General features: G+C 66.1%; 17 protein-coding genes. 16 read left to right on the forward strand and 1 reads right to left on the reverse strand.

Annotation, left to right across the window (positions count from 1 at the left end; all coding sequences use genetic code 11):
- Nucleotides 1-94 precede the first annotated feature (94 nt).
- From gmk to DZC73_RS09780, 3 genes are all read left to right on the forward strand, one after another.
- Entirely contained in the window at nt 95-715 is a 621-nt protein-coding gene (gmk, locus tag DZC73_RS09770; RefSeq protein ID WP_124540033.1) for a guanylate kinase, read from the forward strand.
- Between the two features lie 20 nt (nt 716-735).
- Nucleotides 736-939: a DNA-directed RNA polymerase subunit omega gene (gene rpoZ, locus DZC73_RS09775; protein ID WP_124540034.1), complete on the forward strand. Its 204-nt coding sequence runs from the start codon at nt 736-738 to the stop codon at nt 937-939.
- A gap of 147 nt (nt 940-1,086) precedes the next feature.
- Entirely contained in the window at nt 1,087-3,369 is a 2,283-nt protein-coding gene (locus DZC73_RS09780; RefSeq protein WP_124540035.1) for a RelA/SpoT family protein, read from the forward strand.
- Here DZC73_RS09780 and greB read toward each other — a convergent pair.
- Nucleotides 3,359-3,922: a transcription elongation factor GreB gene (gene greB, locus DZC73_RS09785; RefSeq protein ID WP_124540036.1), complete on the reverse strand. Its 564-nt coding sequence runs from the start codon at nt 3,920-3,922 to the stop codon at nt 3,359-3,361. The two genes, DZC73_RS09780 and greB, sit on opposite strands and share 11 nt — an antisense overlap.
- Nucleotides 3,923-4,294: 372 nt before the next feature.
- Here greB and DZC73_RS09790 point away from each other — a divergent pair, with 372 nt between their 5' ends.
- The 13 genes from DZC73_RS09790 to DZC73_RS09850 all read left to right on the forward strand — a co-directional run bounded on the left by DZC73_RS09790 (nt 4,295) and on the right by DZC73_RS09850 (nt 17,005).
- Entirely contained in the window at nt 4,295-5,251 is a 957-nt protein-coding gene (locus DZC73_RS09790; protein WP_161974521.1) for an AraC family transcriptional regulator, read from the forward strand.
- Entirely contained in the window at nt 5,200-5,748 is a 549-nt protein-coding gene (locus tag DZC73_RS09795) for a hypothetical protein (RefSeq protein WP_124540038.1), read from the forward strand. Before DZC73_RS09790 ends, DZC73_RS09795 begins: the two co-directional genes overlap by 52 nt.
- Before the next feature lie 328 nt (nt 5,749-6,076).
- On the forward strand, nt 6,077-6,607 hold the full coding sequence (locus DZC73_RS09800) for a DUF6160 family protein (protein ID WP_124540039.1): 531 nt from the start codon (nt 6,077-6,079) through the stop codon (nt 6,605-6,607).
- A gap of 97 nt (nt 6,608-6,704) precedes the next feature.
- Complete coding sequence (locus DZC73_RS09805; RefSeq protein WP_124540040.1) at nt 6,705-7,235, forward strand: DUF6160 family protein; 531 nt, start codon at nt 6,705-6,707, stop codon at nt 7,233-7,235.
- 166 nt (nt 7,236-7,401) lie between these two features.
- Complete coding sequence (locus DZC73_RS09810) at nt 7,402-8,193, forward strand: hypothetical protein (RefSeq protein WP_124540041.1); 792 nt, start codon at nt 7,402-7,404, stop codon at nt 8,191-8,193.
- Nucleotides 8,194-8,198: 5 nt separating this feature from the next.
- A complete protein-coding gene (locus DZC73_RS09815) occupies nt 8,199-9,143 on the forward strand; it encodes a hypothetical protein (protein ID WP_235835057.1) in 945 nt (314 codons plus the stop codon).
- 1 nt (nt 9,144) lies between these two features.
- Nucleotides 9,145-9,633: a hypothetical protein gene (locus tag DZC73_RS09820; protein WP_124540043.1), complete on the forward strand. Its 489-nt coding sequence runs from the start codon at nt 9,145-9,147 to the stop codon at nt 9,631-9,633.
- 27 nt (nt 9,634-9,660) lie between these two features.
- On the forward strand, nt 9,661-10,425 hold the full coding sequence (locus DZC73_RS09825; protein ID WP_235835058.1) for a C39 family peptidase: 765 nt from the start codon (nt 9,661-9,663) through the stop codon (nt 10,423-10,425).
- 4 nt (nt 10,426-10,429) lie between these two features.
- On the forward strand, nt 10,430-11,566 hold the full coding sequence (locus DZC73_RS09830) for a transporter (protein WP_198414815.1): 1,137 nt from the start codon (nt 10,430-10,432) through the stop codon (nt 11,564-11,566).
- A gap of 10 nt (nt 11,567-11,576) precedes the next feature.
- Nucleotides 11,577-13,217 (forward strand): OmpP1/FadL family transporter, encoded by a 1,641-nt coding sequence (locus DZC73_RS09835; protein WP_235835059.1) that lies wholly within the window; start codon nt 11,577-11,579, stop codon nt 13,215-13,217.
- Nucleotides 13,218-13,242: 25 nt separating this feature from the next.
- The gene (locus tag DZC73_RS09840) at nt 13,243-13,785 is read left to right on the forward strand and encodes a DUF2059 domain-containing protein (RefSeq protein WP_124540044.1); all 543 of its coding nucleotides are present in this window, start codon (nt 13,243-13,245) and stop codon (nt 13,783-13,785) included.
- A 134-nt stretch (nt 13,786-13,919) separates the two neighbouring features.
- Complete coding sequence (locus tag DZC73_RS09845) at nt 13,920-15,287, forward strand: WS/DGAT domain-containing protein (RefSeq protein ID WP_124540045.1); 1,368 nt, start codon at nt 13,920-13,922, stop codon at nt 15,285-15,287.
- Nucleotides 15,284-17,005: a DUF4382 domain-containing protein gene (locus tag DZC73_RS09850; RefSeq protein ID WP_124540046.1), complete on the forward strand. Its 1,722-nt coding sequence runs from the start codon at nt 15,284-15,286 to the stop codon at nt 17,003-17,005. Before DZC73_RS09845 ends, DZC73_RS09850 begins: the two co-directional genes overlap by 4 nt.
- Nucleotides 17,006-17,015: the final 10 nt, after the last annotated feature.

Genomic DNA, 17,015 nt, shown 5'->3' on the forward strand with positions numbered 1-17,015 from the left:
ACATGCTGCACACGTGCGGTGACCGATCCCCGCCCGCGGCCACGCACGCCGATGGTGCTCAGGCGATACTTGCGGGTCCAACGCGCGAACACCCATGGACTATCCCGGAAACCTCTTCGTCGTGGCGGCCCCCAGCGGCGCCGGCAAATCCAGCCTCGTCAAGTCGCTGCTGGAGCTGGATTCGCACCTGGTGGTCTCGGTCTCGCACACCACCCGCAAGCCGCGCGGCCAGGAGCAGGACGGCCGCGAGTACCACTTCATCAACGAGAAGTCGTTCCGCCAGATGGTCGCCGACGGCGAGTTCTTCGAATGGGCCGAGGTGCACGGCAACCTGTACGGCACCTCGCGTGGCGAAGTGCAAAAGCGCATCGCCAGCGGCCAGGACGTGGTGCTGGAGATCGACTGGCAGGGCGCGGTGCAGATCAAGAAGCTCTTCCCGACCGCCGTGCTGATCTTCATCCTGCCGCCCAGCTACGAGGAATTGGCCCAGCGTCTGAACCGCCGCGGCGAGGACCAGCCCGAGGTGATCGCCCAGCGCCTGGCCAATGCCCGCCACGAGGTGGCGCAGGCCCGGCATTTCGACTTCGTTATAATCAACGCTTTGTTCGAGACAGCCGTTTTCGACCTGAAAACGGTGGTTCATTCCCAGCGCTTGAAGTACGCCGCCCAGCTTCGCAGCAAACCCGCCGTCTTCCAGGCCCTGGACCTCAGCTAGACATCCTTTGGAGTTCGCGCATGGCCCGCATCACCGTTGAAGACTGCCTGGAAAAGGTGCCCAACCGCTTCCAGCTCGTGTTGGCAGCCACCTACCGCGCCCGCATGCTCAGCCAGGGCCACGCCCCCAAGATCGAATCGAAGAACAAGCCCGGCGTGACCGCGCTTCGCGAAATCGCCGCTGGCGAAATCGGCCTGGAAATGCTGCGCAAGGTTCCGGTCTGAGCGATCGAGCGGAAACACACTGATGCAAAACGGCTCCTTCGGGAGCCGTTTGTTTTTTCGCACCGATAGGTTTAGGCTTTCGCGACATTTGTCAGGTCACTGCAATCCCTCGGTGCGGGGGGCTTCAATCCACGATAAATTCGGGGGATGGCCTCACGCATTGCCGCCGCAATCAAGGAGCTCGCGAGCCCCGCGACGCGGCGCTTTGGCGTCAGCAAACCGCCGCAGACCCCCACCGATGACGCGGCCGCCGCCTCCTTCGCCGCGCTGACCCACAAGCTCGACTACCTCGACACCGCCGACATCAAGCGCGTGCGCGAGGCCTACCGCTTCGCCGACGAGGCCCACCTGGGCCAGTTCCGCGCCAGCGGTGAGCCCTACATCACCCACCCCATCGCCGTGGCCGGCCTGTGCGCCGACTGGAAGCTCGATGCGCAAGCCATCATGGCCGCGCTCATGCACGACGCGATGGAAGACTGCGGCGTGACCAAGGTGGAGCTGATCGAGAAGTTCGGCGCCGCCACCGCCGACCTGGTGGACGGGCTCACCAAGCTGGACAAGCTGCAGTTCTCCACCCGCGAGGAATCGCAGGCCGAGTCCTTCCGCAAGATGCTGCTGGCGATGGCGCGCGACGTGCGCGTCATCCTCGTCAAGCTGGCCGACCGGCTGCACAACATGCGCACGATGGAGGCGATGGCTGCGGCCAAGCGCACCCGCATCGCGCGCGAGACGCTGGACATCTACGCGCCCATTGCCCACCGCCTCGGCCTGAACCAGACCTACCGCGAGCTGCAGGAGCTGTCGTTCCAGCACCTGCGGCCGTGGCGCCACTCGGCGCTGTCCAAGGCCGTGCAGAAGGCGCGCGGCTACCGGCGCGACATCGTCGACCGCATCCAGAAGGACGTGGAGAAGGCGTTCTCGCAGTCCAAGCTGCAAAGCCAGGTGTTCGGCCGCGAGAAGACGCTGTTCTCCATCTACCGCAAGATGCGCGAGAAGCACCTGACCTTCGCGCAGGTGAACGACATCTTCGGCTTTCGCATCGTCGTGCAGACGCTGCCCGAGTGCTACCTGGCGCTGGGCGTGCTGCACCAGCTCTACAAGCCGCTGCCCGGCCGCTTCAAGGACTACATCGCTATCCCGAAGGCCAACGGCTACCAGTCGCTGCACACCACGCTGGTGAGCCCGCTGGGCACGGCGGTGGAATTCCAGATCCGCACCGAGCAGATGCACGCCGTGGCCGAGAAAGGCATTGCCGCGCACTGGCTGTACAAGAGCAAGGGCGGCGCGGCGCAGGTGGCCGAGGCGCAGCGCCTAGGCGCGATGTGGCTGCAGTCGCTCATCGACATCCAGGACGAGACGCGCGACGCCAGCGAATTCCTTGAGCACGTGAAGATCGACCTCTTCCCGGATGCGGTCTACGTGTTCACGCCGAAGTCGAAGATCCTCGCCCTGCCTCGCGGCGCGACGCCGGTGGACTTCGCCTACGCCATCCACTCCGACGTGGGCGACCATTGCGTGGCCGCCAAGGTCAACGGCGAGCCGGTGGCGCTGCGCACCGAGCTGCGCAGCGGCGACGTGGTGGAGATCGTCTCCGCGCCGGGTGCCAAGCCGAATCCGGCCTGGCTGAACTTCGTGCGCACAGGCCGGGCGCGTTCGAAGATCCGCCACTACCTCAAGACCATGGAGCAGGAGGAGTCCCAGGAACTGGGCTCCAAGATGCTCGCGCAGGCGTTGCGTTCCGAGGGCCTGGCCATGCCGGGCGACGACTCGTCGGAATCCGCGGCGGTGTGGCAGGCGCTCACGCGCTGGAGCGGCAACCGCAGCCGCGAAGAACTGCTGACGGACATCGGCCTGGGCCGCAAGATCGCGACCATCGTGGCCAAGCGGCTCGCGCGGCTGCTGGCCGACCACGGCACCAAGCCGGATGCGGTCACGCTGTCGATGGGCCGCTACAGCCACGACGACGGCGAGCATGTGCAAGGCATGGTGCTCATCGACGGCGCGGAAGGCGCTTCGGTGCAGATGGCACCATGTTGCCGGCCGATCCCTGGAGATGCGATCGTGGGCTACCTAGGCCGCGGCGAAGGCCTGGTGGTGCACACGGCCGAATGCGGCGTCGGCAAGCGGCTGTACGAACGCGACAGCGAACGCTGGATGAACGTCGAATGGGCCGAGCAGCCCACGCGCTCCTTCGAGACGGGCGTCACCGTGCTGGTGAAGAACGGCAAGGGCGTGCTGGCGGAAGTGGCCTCGGCCGTGGCCGCGGCGGAAGCCGACATCACCCACATCGACATGGGTGATGAGCCCGCATCACAGACCACCGAGCTGCGGCTGGTCTTGAGCGTGCGCGACCGGTTGCACCTGGCCGACGTGATGCGCACGCTCAAACGCTCCGCCCGCGTGCTGCGGGTCACTCGAGTCAAGCCGTAGAGGCCGGGTACTCCACCTCCACCACTTCGATCTTCTCCACGCCCGCCGGCGTCACGAGGTTCACCTCATCTCCGACCTTCGCCTTGAGCAAGGCCCGTGAGATCGGCGCGATCCAGCTGACTTCCCCCTGACTGCTGTCGGCCTCGTCGATCCCCTTGATGGTGATCGTGCGCTCTTCACCCCGTTCGTTCGCGTAGGTCACGGTCGCGCCGAAGAACACCTGGTCGCGTCCGTGGTGCACCGACGGGTCCACCACCTCCGCAATGTCCAGCCGCTTGGTGAGGAAGCGGATGCGCCGGTCGATCTCGCGCAGGCGCTTCTTGCCGTAGAGGTAGTCGCCATTCTCCGAGCGGTCGCCATTCTTGGCTGCCCAGGACACCACCTCCACCACCTTGGGCCGCTCCACGTCGAGCAGCGAGATGAGCTCCTCGCGCAGGCGCGCGTAGCCGCCCGGCGTCACGTAGTTCTTCGTTCCTTGCGGCAGCGCAGGCAGCGAGACGTCATCGTCGTCCTCGTCGCCGCCTTCGCTTTCGCGCGTGAATGCCTTGTTCATGATCCGATCGATTTTCGACGCTTTGCCAACGGTCGTCTGATGAGTGATCTCATCATCCGCGCCACAGTCGGGCCACTCAAGTTAGGGGGTTCGCACCAACCCGGGCTGTCTCCAAACCAGCACCAAGTTGTCATTTTTACGTGACGCAGTGCATGGTTAGCGTCGCTTTTGAATGCCCAGGTTCCGAAATGCGGCATTTTGGCGTGCGGGTTCACCCCAGTTGGGTGCATCAAAGCTGACAGATATCTTTCGCCTCCCAAGGAAAAGTGAACGGGCGTTCTTTTTTCCTACATATCCGGATGGTTCGGAACACAACGGGAAAGCGCAGCCATGAAACCAATGCTCATCTCCGATGTCGGGTGGTGCAAAGCAATGAAGGATGCTTTCACCCAGCGTGGTTTGGATGTGGACGCACTGCTGGCGGAAGCCGGCGTGGACCTGTCGCAGGCCGAGGAACTGGACCTGGCCGAACTCACCGACGGCTTCAGCCGTGCCTGGGAGATCGCCGTCGCCAAGACCGGCGACCCGGCCATCGGCCTGACCGTGCCGACCCACCCGCTCAATTCGCTGGGCGTGCTGTCGCACGTGGTGCTTTCCGCGCCGACCGTGCAGCACGCGCTGGCGTCGTTGTCGCGCTTCACGCACCTGGTGTCGCCCACGGCCACCATCGACCTGCACACCGAGAACGGCCGCAGCTTCCTCACGCTGAGCATCGCCTCGGGCCGCCGGCCGGTGCCTTCGCAGCGCTACGACTTCTACTGCACCGTGCTGCTGCACGGCATCCGCTGGGTGACCGGCCGCGAGGTGCGCCCCATCGCGTTCCAGCACCCCGGACCGGAACCTGCAGATGCGCACCGCTGGGCCGAGGCTTTCGGCTGCCCGGTGCAGTTCAACGCGCCGCTGTGCCAGGTGGAGATCAACACCGCCGACCTCGCGCTGCCCATTCCCACCGCCGACCAGACAGTGGCCGACCTGTGCGAGCGCATCGCCACGCAGATCGCGGAGCAGCAAGGCGGCTCGGTGAGCATCCGCGTGCGCCAGGCGTTGATGAAACATTTGTCCAAAGGTGATCCGCGGCGCGAGACCATGGCCTCGATGCTGTGCATGAGCGAGCGCACCCTGCAGCGCCGGCTCACCGAGGAAGGCACGAGCTTCGCCGAGTTGGTGGACGAGGTGCGGCGAGAACTCGCGCAGCGCTACTTCCAGCACAGTGACTGCAGCCCGACCGAGATCACCTTCGCGCTGGGCTTCTCCGACCCGAGCAACTTCTACCGTGCGTGCAAGCGCTGGTTCGGCCGATCGCCGAGCACCATGCGCTGTACGAACTGACCCGGCCGTCGAGCATGAAGGCCGCGGGACGCTCCAAGGTGCTCACATGCGCCGACGACTTCCGGCAACTGCTGGAAGAGCGCCCCGTGGACCCCGCGAAGCTCAAGGGCGTGATGGCCAGCGCCACCGTGTGGTGGGACGTGCTCGAACGCCATCCCGACGCTGCGGTGTGGGTCGCGGCCAACCGCACCATTCCCGACGAGATCGTCCGCCACCTCGCCTCGCACGCGCGCATCCAGGTGCGCACGGCGGTGGCGTCGAATCCCGAAATGAGCGATGAAGTGCTCATCGCTCTCGCGCACGACAAGTCCGACCTCGTGCGCATGCGCGTGGCCTGCAATGCGCAGACCTCGCGTGCCGTTCTCGCAGACCTCGTGGCCGATCCTTGCGTTGTTGTTTCCAAGCACGCGCAAGCGAGACTGCAGCACGACATCAACGGCGTGATGCTGCCCGCGTCATACCTTGACGAGGTCTCGATGTTCGACCTCTTGCACTAGCAAGATCCTCATTTCTCCCTCGCAGATCGCGCCTTGAGGTCAGGTGTGCGCAAGCCATTGCGCAGCCGAGGTTGCACGCCGTAACTAAGGTCTTCCCTGCCCCCGAACAAGTGGTTCTTGGAGCCATGACCTTGGCACGCTGAGTCAGTGCATTGCGTGCATCGCGTCACGATCATTGGGCCTCGCCGCTGGACACGCTTCAAAAGGTGACCGACTCCGCTACACGCGGCGTCGGGCTGCCGTACCGAGCACGACTCACGAGGGTAAGGGGTGCGAAGGCGGGCGAAGTTCCACCATTGAAGAGACCAACCAAACTGGAGATGCAAGCATGAAGACGATCAAGCTGTCCGCAGCCCTCGCCGCCCTTTCCCTGGCCTTCTCGGCCCAAGCCATGACCTCGATCGCTGACAGCGACCTGGCCGCCGTGACCGGCCAGGATGGCGTGTCGATCGCTGGCGACCTGAACATCAACATCGGTTCGTTCAAGTACACCGACACCGATGCCACCGGCGGCTCCGTGTCGTTCAACAACATCGGCATCAAGGGCATGTTCGTCATGACCGTGGACGTGCTGAACCACACCGCCTTCGCCGGCGCCGTGGGCGCCTCGATGGTTGGTCATGGCCTGACCGCCACCGAAGCCAACACGAACCTGACGAACCTCGTGGTCGCCGGCGTGTACGACAACGCCAGCGATGTCGTCCAGTTCGCCTTCCCCCAAGCCAACCAGGATGCCCGCCTGACCCCGAGCATCACCGTCGGCTCCATCACCATGGGCAACAGCACCAAGTCGTTCGGCTCCTTCGCGCTGAACAACATGGACCTGCAAGGCACCAAGATCTGGATGTGGGCGCACTAAATCGCGAAAGCGATGGGCGGCCGCACACCACCTCGCGTGAATGGCGCGGCCGCTGTTTGAGCAGTTCGTTCTTCACCAACCTCAAATCCAAAGCAGCATGAACTTCATCAAGCTTTCCCTCGCAGCAGCCGCTGCATCCCTGGCTTTCTCGGCTTCGGCCATGACCTCGATCGCCGACAGCGAACTCGCTGCGGTGACCGGCCAGGACGGCGTGTCGATCGCCGGCGACCTGAACATCAACATCGGTTCGTTCAAGTACACCGACACCGATGCTGACGGCGGTTCCGTGTCGTTCAACAACATCGGCATCAAGGGCATGTTCGTCATGACCGTGGACGTGCTGAACCACACCGCCTTCGCCGGCGCCGTGGGCGGCGCGATGGTCGGCCACGGCCTGACCGCCACCGAAGCCAACACGAACCTGACGAACCTCGTGGCTGCTGGCGTGTACGACAACGCCAGCGACGTCGTCCAGTTCGCCTTCCCCCAAGCCAACCAGGACGCTCGCCTGACCCCGAGCATCACCGTCGGCTCCATCACCATGGGCAACAGCACCAAGTCGTTCGGCTCCTTCGCGCTGAACAACATGGACCTGCAAGGCACCAAGATCTGGATGTGGGCCCACTGATCTGGTCATAACGATCACAACGATCTTTCGAGGGTGATGACGCGCCAGAAGAACGGCGCGTCTGGTGACACTGCGTTTCGCCCCGCGACGCGACTCGCGGGGCGGTTTTTTGAGCAGCACCTTCGTCCTCGATCCAAGACCTGACCCGAACCCTTCGGCACTCGACATGACGCCTACGACCATCCGCCACGCCTGCATCGCCGCGCTCGCCTGCGCCGCGATGAGCGCGTCCGCCCATGGCCTGAAGCCCATGAGCGACGACGAACTGTCGGAGGTTTCCGGCCAGGCCTTGCTCAGCCTCACCAACCAGACCTACGACGGCCTGGACTTCACGCGCATCACGCTGGGCGCAGACATCCAGCTCAGCGCCAACCTGAGCAAGGTGCGGCTGGGCGAATACAGCTACACCGCACGCAACGGCACCGGCGCGGACATCGACATGGGACTCTTCCGCTTCGGCCGCAGCGACGGCACCGAAGCGCAGCGCACGGTGAACATCACCGACCCGTACTTCGAGTTCGTCTACAAGAACGCGGCCGACGCGAGCAAGCGCGAAGTCATCGGCATGCGGCTGGGCTTCGGCAGCATCGCGGGCGACCTGGGCGTGCAGCTCAACGCCATCAGCGGCTCGCTGCTGATCAACGGCGGCGCGGCCGGCAACTACGACTCGCACAACGACCCGCTGGGCGGCAAGCGCTGGGACGGCACCACCTGCACGAGCACCTGCGGCCTCACGCTGTCGCAGATCGGCCAGCTCACCGCCGGCGACGCCAGCGGCGCGAGCCGCGACTTCTTCATCTCGGTGCTGCGCCAGGCGGTGAACTTCCCCGGCGTCAATGCCGCCACGGGTGCGCCCGACAAGGCACTCGAAGGCTTCTGGATGAACTGGCGCGACCGGCTGTACGCCCCGGTGCTCAACGCCGCGCCGCCGCCGAACCTGCCCAAGCCGCCGGGTTGATGGTCATGAGCAGCAGTGCATCCAGGCTCCAGTCGCCCCAGGCCGCGCTCGCGTCGCGGGCGGTGATCTGCGCCATGCTCGCCGCACTGGCCTTCGCCGCACGCGCCGGCGACATGAAGCCGCTGAACGACGAGGAAATGTCCGGCGTGCGCGGCAGCGATGGCCTGGCGTTCAACCTGCGCGACTTCTCGCTCACCGGCCCGCTGACGCTCACCTACACCTCGCCCGGCCCCTCGCCCACGAAGCTGTGGCTGGGCAACTTCTCGCTGTCGCGCAGCGACGACCCCAGCGCCACCTTCAGCGACCCGTACACGCTGCGCGTGGTGTCGCGCGGCGCCGGCCTGGCCGACATGATCCGCCTGACCGAGCCTGCCAACCTCAACGGCGTCCTCAAGTGGCAGTTCGCCGCCGACTGGGGCACCAGCGCCAACGGCATCGACTTCAATGGCGGTGCGCTGCTGGTGCAAGACCTCGTGACGCGCGGCGGCAGCCTGTCGCTCACCACGCCCGCCACGCCGGGTGTGGAAGGCATCGCCTTCGGCCTGGCGCTGCAGGCCGACATCGGCAACCTCATCATCCGCCCGCGCGGCCGCGACGACATCACGCAGGCCGACCCCGCCACCGTGACGGAGCAACTGCGCTTTTCGGGCATCAAGCTCGGCGCGGCGGATGCCAGCGGCGTGATGCTGAACACGCCCTGGGCGATCGCGGACGCCACCACCCAGCCGGGCATCTTCAACGCCATCACCGACGCCAGCGGCAACTCGTTCCTGCACATCGGCATCGGCTGGCCCACCACGGCCGCGGGCGCGTCCATCGGCGGCATGAGCATCGACAGCATCGTGTTCAAGAGCGACACGCTGCCCGGCGGCCAGATGGACCTGGGATCGAGCCGCATCGGCACGATCCAGTTGCAGTACCTCGACGTGAAGCTGAAGCCGGGGTTCTGAGATGGCCGCGCGCAACCTGCTCCTCGCCCTGGCCGCCGCCTGCATCGGATGCAGCGCGATGCACGATGCCGACGCAGCACCGGTCGCGCTGAACGACGAGGAGATGTCCAAGGTGTCGGGCCAGGACGGCGTGTCGCTGGGCGTGCACCTGGAGCTCAACTCCGCGCTGCTGGCCGGCGCTCCCACCGACAGCCGCATCACCGCCGGCTTCAACGTGGACGGCACCAAGACCTACGCCGTGATCCAGAACCTGGCCGGCGTGATGGACCTCATTGCCGTGACGCTGAGCATCCGCCAGCGGCCCGATGGCGGCGGCGACTACGTGGACATCGGCCTGCCCGGCTTCGTGGGCTTCAAGCAATTCGGCTTTCGCGCGCTGGCTGCACAGACAGACCCCGCGGCACCCATTCCGGCCAGCGCGAGCTACGGCCAGATCCTGTTGAACGGCACCGGCTCGATGACCGGACACATCTATCTCTGGGCGCAGTAGGGGCGCACCAGGACTCAAGGACAAGACATGTGGATGATCCTGCTTGGCGTGGCCGCCGCGATGATCGGCGGATTCGGCGTCAGCTCTCAAGTGCCGCCTCAGCCGCAACCTGCCGACCAGTACGAACTGCAGATGGGGCGCGTGGGCGCCGCTGCCACTCCCGAGCCCGTGCAGATGAAGCCGTACTCGGAGTTCAAGTTCAAGAACATCGTCCGACAGGCCTACGACTACTCCTGTGGCTCGGCGGCCTTGGTCACGGTGATGAACAACTACCTGGACCTGCCGGTGTCGGAGCAGCAGGCGATGGAGGGCATGCTGGCGCACGGCGAGCGCGAGAAGATCATCGCGCGGCGTGGTTTTTCCTTGCTCGACATGAAGCGCTATCTGCAGACGCTCGGAGCCGATGCGCAGGGCTTCCGCGCCGACATGTCGGACCTGGCCAGCTTGAAGCAGCCCGGCATCGTGCCGATCGACTACGCCGGCTTCAAGCATTTCGTCGTGGTTCGCGGGGTTCGCGATGGGAAGGTGTTCGTCGCCGATCCGTCTGCGGGCCACGTCGTGTTCTCCCTCGATGAATTCAAGGGACTGTGGGACAAGGGCACCTTGTTCCTGCTGTACCCGCCAAAAAGCCAGCCCACCACCGTGGCGCGGCTGGCACTTTCGGATCGCGAGCTCGGCGTCGTGGACAACGACCTGATCCGCACCGACGCAGTTCTCCCCCAACTCGATCGAGCCGATGCATTGCAACGGGCAGTGCAATCAGGACTCGGCGTCTTTACCTTGCGCAAGTGAACCCATGAACAAGCATTCCAACCTCGAGTCGGCCCTCGCCCGCGCGGCAGCCCTCTTCCTCACCGTCGGCGTCGCGGCCGCGGTCCATGCACAGGATGCGAACGCCCCGGCGCCCGCACCCGCCACGCCAGCCGCGCCCGCTGAGGCGCCGGCCGCGGCACCGGCACCGGCACCGGCGCCTGCTCCCGCGCCAGCCCCAGCGGCGGCCACCACCGAGGCCGCACGCGAAGCGCTGTCCAAGAAGGAAGGCGACGTCGACCAGGCCAAGGTGCTCAAGGACACCCTCACCGCCACCGACCGCCAGTACTCGCTGCTGCGCGCGGGCAAGCGTTCGCTGACCTGGGACCTGACCTACTCCTACATCGGCTCGCAGCAGATCAGCGCCAGCTTCACCGACCAGAAGCTCACGCAGTTCGCCATCCAGAACACCAAGGGCCACACCGTCACCAACACGATCTCGGCCGACTACGGCGTGAAGGACAACCTCACGGCCAACCTCACCGTGCCCTTCGTGTCCAAGTACTCGCAGGGCGACACCTTCTCGGGCCTGTCCAACGCCCCGGGCGACATCTCGGTGGGCGCGCGCTTCCAGCCCTTCCCGGTGACGCGCGAGTTCCCGGCGCTCACCGCCACCGGCACGCTGCGCCTGCCCACCGGCCGCAGCCCCTTCAAGACCATCGACGGCCAGGGCCTGTCCACCGGCGCGGGCTACGCCTCGGGCACCATCGGCATCAACGCGTCCAAGGTCGTGGACCCGGTCGCGGTGTTCGGCTCCATCAACGCCAGCTACGGCCTGAGCGTGAAGCACCTGAACCAGGTGCGCAACGGCCTCACGCTCAAGGAAGTGCATCCGGGCGCAGGCATCGGCTTCGGCGTGGGCTTCGCCTATGCCATGTCCTACAACATCTCCACGACCGTATCGTTCTCCGAGAACATCGGCCAGCGCGCCAAGCTCGTGCTGGAAGACGGCGCAGGCGTGCAGGTGACCAGCAAGACAGCCAGCCAGTCCTCGGCCATGCTGAATTTCGGCCTGGGCGTGCGCGTGTCGCCGGTCACCACGCTGAACTTCACCGTGGGCGTCGGCCTCACCACCGACACGCCGGACTTCACGTTCGGCATGAACCTGCCGCTGAACTTCTGATGAGCAGGTGATGCTCATGCTGCCCACGCAGTGCACAGGCGCCGCAAGGCGCCCATTCGAGCTCGCCGCGACCGCCCTCGCGGCGCTCGCGTTTTTGGCAGGCGGCGAAGCACGTGCTTCCTTCACCGAGAACATCGGCGTCGACCCCACGGCCATGTCCCTGGGCAATGCGGTCACGGCCGATCCGCCGGGCACGGCGTCCATCCACTTCAACCCCGCAGGCCTGTCCCGGCTGCAGGGCAAGTGGAAGAGCGACACCTTCTTCGGCGCCTCCATCAAGCCCTACGCGAGCTTCACCCAGCCTGAAGGTTTCGACATCGGTGGCTGGAAGGACGACCCCGTCGCCGGCACCAGCACGGGGCCGGTTCGCCAGAGCATCTTCCTGCCGGGCATCGGCGTGCCCAAGGCGAAGCTGCCCTTCGCGGCGGCCGCGGGCCTCGGGTTCAGCTTCAACCAGCCAGGCTCGCCGTGGACCTTCGGCACCGCCACCTACGTCGTGCAGGGCGTGGGCATCGACCGCACCACAGACCCCAACGACCCGGCACGCTTCGACGGCCAGCGCGTGAACATCCAGCGCCTGGTGCTGGCATCGCCGTCGGTGGCCTACAAGGTGTCCAAGACGCTGAGCGTGGGGGTGTCGATTCCCATCGCGCACCAGGGCTTCGCGCTGGACACCGACATGCGCATGCCCAACAAGCTGCTGGGCATCATCGGCAAGCTGCAGGACGCCTGGTGCGGCGACAACGGCAACCCGGTGGATACCTTCGCCTTCGGCCTGTGCGGCGGCGGCAAGGAAGGGCGCCTGCGGCCGTTCAACAAGATCGGCGGCATGCACTTCGAGATGACCGCACCGGCCGACCCGACCATCAACATCGGCGTGCTGTGGGAGCCCAGCGACCGCTTCTCGCTGGGCGCGGTCTACCAGGGCGGCTCGCAGTCGGTGCTCACGGGCAAGTACACCTTCAACGCCGAGCCCATGCTGGACCGCTTCGTGCGCGGCATGTATTCGAGCCTGCTGGGCCCGGTGGTGGCCTCGATGTTCGGCTTCCCGACCTCGATCCCCGCGATCCAGAGCGGCAACGTCACCATGACGCTACCGTATGCGGAGCACATCCAGGTGGGCCTGAAGGTCAAGCCCATCGACCGCGTGCAGCTGAACGTGGACGCCAACTGGAGCAACTGGAAGCGCTGGGACAAGCTCACCTTCCAGTTCGACAAGACCATCAACCTGCTGGAGATGGCACGCGTGTTCGGCCAGGCGGACCCGAGCAAGCTCATCATCCCGCGCGGCTACAAGAACACCATCAACTACAACTTCGGCCTGCAGGTGAAGGTGACGGATGCGATCACGCTGCGCGCGGGCTACGAGCCGCGCAAGAGCTCGGTGGGCGAGAACAAGATCGACCTGATCTCGCCGCTGCCGGACCTCACCATCAAGAGCATCGGCCTGGGCTACGAGACGCGCGAGGGCTTGCGCATCGACGCGGCGGCCAGCTACGCCAGCGGCAAGTTCGACATTCCGGCGGACGGCAGCTGCAACCTGAACTGCACCAACTTCTTCAACGCCGTCTACAACCCCTACGCGGGGCTGGACGTGGCCGGTGGCATCCGCATCCGCTACTTCGGCGTGACCATCACCAAGCCTTTCTGATCCACCCCTCCTAAAACCAAAGACCATGAAGTTCCAACGCACCCTCATCACCGTCGCATTGAGCGCCTGCGCTCTGGTCCTGGCCGCGCCTGCACAGGCCGGCGAGAAGGAAAAACTCGTCGAGAAGATCCTCACGCTGTGGCACATCGAAGATGAAGCCGTCGTGATGGTCCAGCGTCCCGCGGTGGACGCGGTGAACCAGTCGCGCATCGCGCTGCAGGGCCGCGTCACCGGCGCCAAGCAGGAGGCCACGCTCAAGGAGATCGCGGTGGACGTGCAGAAGTACATCGACGAAGCCACGCCCATCGTGAAGGACAACGCGATGAAGGCCAAGGCCCCCACGCTCACGCCGCTCCTGCTGCAGAACTTCAACGAGGAAGAACTCAAGCAGCTGATCGCGCTGCTGGAGTCGCCGGTGAAGAAGAAGTTCGAGAAGCTGCTGCCCAGCTTCGAGCGCGCCTTCGGCGAAAAGATCGCCGCCGACAGCCGTGCGGCCATCGACCCGAAGCTGGCGGCGATGACGCAGAGCGTGGGGTTGAAGTTGCGTGCCGCGACAGTGACGCCTTGAATCGCTGGCGGTTGAAGACTTAAACACAGAGGACACAGAGAGCACAGAGCACACAGAGGAAAAGCAAAGAAGAAGAGCTCTTCTCTGTGTCCTCTGTGCTCTCTGTGTCCTCTGTGCTGAAAAAGGAGACTCTCATGAAAGCCGCTCTCCCGATGAACGCCGCAGACCACGCCTGGCTGCGCATGGACTGTCCTGAAAACCTGGTGGTCATCCACCTCGCCTTCATGTTCGTCGCACCGCTGTCTCTCCATGCAGTGCGGGCCAAGCTCGAAGCGCGTCTCCTGCCCTTCCACCAGTTCACGCACAAGGCCAAGCGCGGCTGGCTGAGCTCGCACTGGGTGCCCGACGAGCAGTTCCACATCGACCGCCATCTCACCGAGATGCACCTGCCCGAAGGCTCGGGTGGCAAGGAGCTCAAGGCCTGGATGTCGGGCGAGGCCTGCAAGCCGCTGGCCAAGGACCGCCCGCTGTGGCTCGCCACCCTCGTGCACAACGTGGAAGGCCGCTCGGCGCTCGTCATGCGGGTGCACCACAGCCTGGCCGACGGCGTGTCGCTGATGGACCTCATCAGCGGCATGACCGACATCGCCGAAGGCGCGCACTACGTCGAGCCGGCGCGTGCCGGCGAGCGGCTGTCGCTCAGCCCGGGTGTCATCGTGCGCCACATCGGCAGCGTGCTGTCCGATGCAGCCACCATGCTCTTCATGCGAAAGGACAAGCCCAGCAAGATCAAGGGCGCGCCCGGCAAGCACAAGTCGGTGGCCTGGTCCGACGGCCTGTCGCTGGCGGTCACGCGCGACATCGCACACCGCCACGGCGCGACGGTGAACGACGTGATGCTGTCCATCATCGCCGGCGCGCTGCGCCACCACCTGCAGGCGCAGGGCCAGAAGCGCATCGATGCGCCGGTTCGCACCGTCATTCCGATGAACATGCGCCCGCAAGGCCAGAGCCACCTGCTGGGCAACCAGTTCGGCCTCGTCGGCCTGGAACTGCCGGTGCACCAGGCCGATCCGCTCGATCGGCTGCACGCGGTGCGCGACGGCATGACCACGCTGAAGACGGGCTTCCAGGGCCAGCTCGCGCTCGCACTGGTGAAGTTCGCGGGCCTGCTGCCGCACCTGCTGCAGCAGCTGGTGTTGGGCATCTTCTCGCGCCGCTGCACCGTCATCGTCACCAACGTGATCGGCCCGGCCGAGGCACGCAGCGTGGACGGCGTGCGCATGGACGAGCTGATGCTGTGCGTGCCCCAGGGCATGACGGTGGGCGTGGGCGTGTCCATCATTTCCTACAACGACCAGGTTCGCATCGGCTTCCTCGTGGACAACAAGCTGATGCCCGACTGCGCCGCCTCGGCCATGGCCATCCGCACCTGCTTCGAGCAGTTGAAGCGCGCCGCCGGCGCGAACGTGGTGCCGCTGCCGCTGGCCGCCTGCGAACCTGCCAACGAAGAAGCGTTCTGGCCCGCGATGGGCCAGGACCGAGAGGTTCTTGCACGATGAGTTTTCTCCAAGCTTGGAGGTCACGCGGCGCCGCATTGGCGGCGTCCTGCCTCCTGTTGCTCAGTGCCTGCGGGGGCGGCGGCTCCTCGGGCGACGGCGGCGGCGTCACGCCCACGCCGGGCGGACCGCTGGGCTCGCTGTCCATCGGCATCACCGGCGGCGTGCCCACCGGCACGCAGCATGTGTGGGTGACGATCGATTCGATCGCATTGCATGCCGACCCCGACCAGCCCTGGTCGGTGAACGACAGCAGCTGGAAGGTGATCCGCCTGGATGCGCCCAAGACCATCGACCTCGCCGCGTCGGTGAACGGCGTGCTCACGCGCATCATCACCGGGCAGGCGGTGGCCGCGGGCGACTACGCGCAGATCCGCCTCTTCCTCTCGCGGCACGACGACGTGCTGACCGATGCGGCCAAGACGGCCAAGCTGAGCTGGAACACCCAGGTGGACTACCTGGATGCCGCAGGCATGCTGCGCCAGGTGCCGCTGGAGGTCTACGGCAACCAGCTGGGCATCCGCGCGGGCGGGAGCTTCAACGTGAGCGCCACGGTTTCCACCGACCTGACCTTCCAGCTCGACGTGTCAAAGACCCTGGTGCGCGTCGCCTCCGACGACGGCGTGGACCGCTTCATCGCACGCCCTGAACTTCGCGTGTACGACATCGCCAAGACCGGCGCCATCATCGGCATCCTGGACAAGTCGGTGTTCTGCACCGGCGGCGCCACCACCGGCTGCGTCTACGACGCGATGGTCACCGCGCAACGCCCGTCCGACGACGGCCTGACGATGGTCAGCGTGCGTTCGACGCCGGTGGTGATGGGCGACACCTACGCCGCCTTCGCGCTGTACCCGCTGCCCGCCTTGCCGGCTGGCCAGGGCTTCGACGTGGTGATCCACGGCCGCAACATGCGCACGATGGTGGTCAAGGCTGTTCCCGCCGCAGCGGACGACCTGCTGGCCGCCAACCCGACGCAGCTCGGCGTGGACCTGAGCGACCCGAACCACCCGGTGCCCGCGCCGCTCGTGCCGCAGCTCAGCACGGCCGGCGACGCGATGGTGACGCTGGCCTCGCCCACCATCCCGAAGAGCGCCTCGCTGCGCTTCAGCCAGACGCTGCCTGGAACCGGCGAACTGCCGCACGAGATCGTGTCAGCCAACGTGGATGCCTTCAGCGGCCTCTTCGCCAAGCCGGTGCCGGTGCCCACGGGCCCCTTGCGCGTGGCCACCTACACGAACGGCAGCGCCCTCGCCTTCAGCGACGTGACGCCGGTGGAAGGGTCCGACCAGTACACCCTGACCACCGCCGGCACGCGCTACGACTTCGAGCGCAGCGGCGTGGTGGGCGTGGCGGGCGGCAGCACCACGGCCGTGACGCCCACGAGCACCTCGCGGCGCGCCGGCCTCAACCCGGTGTCCACGGCGATCACCGTGACCGTGCCTTCATCGAAATACGATGCCGCCGAGCTCGTCATCAGCGACGTCGGCGGCGTGGTGCACACGCAGGATGTGGCGGTGAATTCCTCGGGCACCACCGTGTCCGTGGACCTGCCGGCCGGCACCTATGCGAGCCAGCTTGGCGGCACCGCGGTGTACTCGGTCTTCGTGCGTGCGTGGAAGCGCTCATCGCCGTCCACCACGCTGCAATGGGCGCACGCCGCGTCGGTCGTCGACCTGCGCAGCGCGGCGTCGGCCAGTACCTCGGTCAACGTGCCGTGACCGCGGCCTG

Origin of the sequence: Rhizobacter terrae, assembly GCF_003852895.1 — a bacterium.
GTDB classification, from domain to species: Bacteria; Pseudomonadota; Gammaproteobacteria; order Burkholderiales; family Burkholderiaceae_C; genus Albitalea; species Albitalea terrae.

Coding starts and splice junctions, on each gene's coding strand:
- gmk (WP_124540033.1), top strand. CDS start 95: ATGGACTATCCCGGAAACCTCTTCGTCGTGGCGGCCCCCAGCGGCGCC.
- rpoZ (WP_124540034.1), top strand. CDS start 736: ATGGCCCGCATCACCGTTGAAGACTGCCTGGAAAAGGTGCCCAACCGC.
- DZC73_RS09780 (WP_124540035.1), top strand. CDS start 1,087: ATGGCCTCACGCATTGCCGCCGCAATCAAGGAGCTCGCGAGCCCCGCG.
- greB (WP_124540036.1), bottom strand. CDS start 3,922: ATGAACAAGGCATTCACGCGCGAAAGCGAAGGCGGCGACGAGGACGAC.
- DZC73_RS09790 (WP_161974521.1), top strand. CDS start 4,295: ATGAAGGATGCTTTCACCCAGCGTGGTTTGGATGTGGACGCACTGCTG.
- DZC73_RS09800 (WP_124540039.1), top strand. CDS start 6,077: ATGAAGACGATCAAGCTGTCCGCAGCCCTCGCCGCCCTTTCCCTGGCC.
- DZC73_RS09805 (WP_124540040.1), top strand. CDS start 6,705: ATGAACTTCATCAAGCTTTCCCTCGCAGCAGCCGCTGCATCCCTGGCT.
- DZC73_RS09810 (WP_124540041.1), top strand. CDS start 7,402: ATGACGCCTACGACCATCCGCCACGCCTGCATCGCCGCGCTCGCCTGC.
- DZC73_RS09815 (WP_235835057.1), top strand. CDS start 8,199: ATGAGCAGCAGTGCATCCAGGCTCCAGTCGCCCCAGGCCGCGCTCGCG.
- DZC73_RS09820 (WP_124540043.1), top strand. CDS start 9,145: ATGGCCGCGCGCAACCTGCTCCTCGCCCTGGCCGCCGCCTGCATCGGA.
- DZC73_RS09825 (WP_235835058.1), top strand. CDS start 9,661: ATGTGGATGATCCTGCTTGGCGTGGCCGCCGCGATGATCGGCGGATTC.
- DZC73_RS09830 (WP_198414815.1), top strand. CDS start 10,430: ATGAACAAGCATTCCAACCTCGAGTCGGCCCTCGCCCGCGCGGCAGCC.
- DZC73_RS09835 (WP_235835059.1), top strand. CDS start 11,577: ATGCTCATGCTGCCCACGCAGTGCACAGGCGCCGCAAGGCGCCCATTC.
- DZC73_RS09840 (WP_124540044.1), top strand. CDS start 13,243: ATGAAGTTCCAACGCACCCTCATCACCGTCGCATTGAGCGCCTGCGCT.
- DZC73_RS09845 (WP_124540045.1), top strand. CDS start 13,920: ATGAAAGCCGCTCTCCCGATGAACGCCGCAGACCACGCCTGGCTGCGC.
- DZC73_RS09850 (WP_124540046.1), top strand. CDS start 15,284: ATGAGTTTTCTCCAAGCTTGGAGGTCACGCGGCGCCGCATTGGCGGCG.